This window comes from Aeromonas sp. QDB18, assembly GCF_027705325.1.
Classification (GTDB): domain Bacteria; phylum Pseudomonadota; class Gammaproteobacteria; order Enterobacterales; family Aeromonadaceae; genus Aeromonas; species Aeromonas caviae.
The window spans coordinates 1-632 of the sequence record NZ_JAPDBQ010000352.1 but is presented as its reverse complement, the minus strand read 5'-3'; the positions used below and the strand labels follow the sequence as shown (position 1 = coordinate 632).

1 protein-coding gene and 1 pseudogene are annotated in these 632 nt (G+C 58.1%); both read right to left on the bottom strand.

Annotated features, from left to right (window positions below; all coding sequences use genetic code 11):
* Positions 1–72: 72 nt before the first annotated feature.
* Positions 73–327, bottom strand: coding sequence for a hypothetical protein (locus tag OKC30_RS21315; protein WP_270809846.1), 255 nt, complete (start codon positions 325–327; stop codon positions 73–75).
* A 74-nt stretch (positions 328–401) separates the two neighbouring features.
* Positions 402–632, bottom strand: a pseudogene (locus OKC30_RS21310) (type II toxin-antitoxin system antitoxin DNA ADP-ribosyl glycohydrolase DarG); the annotation flags it as partial.

Sequence of the window (632 nt, the reverse complement as noted above, 5' to 3'; positions counted from 1 at the left end):
AAGCAAGCAGGAAAGTGGGATCAAGAGACGATCGTCTCATTTTTCCTGTGTCAATACTGTTCCGGTGAATACTTACTCCTTGTTGGCGTCATAGAGGATGCGCCCTTCGCCCAGGCTCGCCGCCCGATCCAGTTGCCTGAGAACCTTGGGGATCAGCGCCGCGTCCACTCCTCGCCCCACCAGCCAAGCGGTCAGCAGTTCCGGCTCGACATTACGGTTGTTCTCCCGTGTATGCCAATCCCCCAGATAGCGATAGCCCAGCTCCGCTTGAAATAACTTGATGACGCGGTTCTGGGTTGCCCGCTCCCGTTGGCCGACTGAAATCATGCTCTCTATCCCTGTTATTCTCTCAAGCCGCCGCGACAACCGCGCAGCCGCTCTTATTTGTTACACCCACTTCGTTACACCAATCCCTGCTGCAAACGGGTCAAGGCGATCTGCAGACTGCGATCGTCAAACAGCCGCGCCTTGCGCTCACCCCACGGGGTTCCCGCTGGCCAGCGATGCAACCCCTCTCGCAGCGCGCTCACCGTCGGCGCACAGCCCTCTTCGGCTATCAACCAATCGACCGTGGCCAATAACTCCATGCCATAGGGCGACTCAAAACCATCGATTAACGCGGTCGTCTGCTC

Bases quoted from the DNA above. Each gene is read 5' to 3' on its own strand.
- OKC30_RS21315 (WP_270809846.1), bottom strand. From the start codon at position 327: ATGATTTCAGTCGGCCAACGGGAGCGGGCAACCCAGAACCGCGTCATC.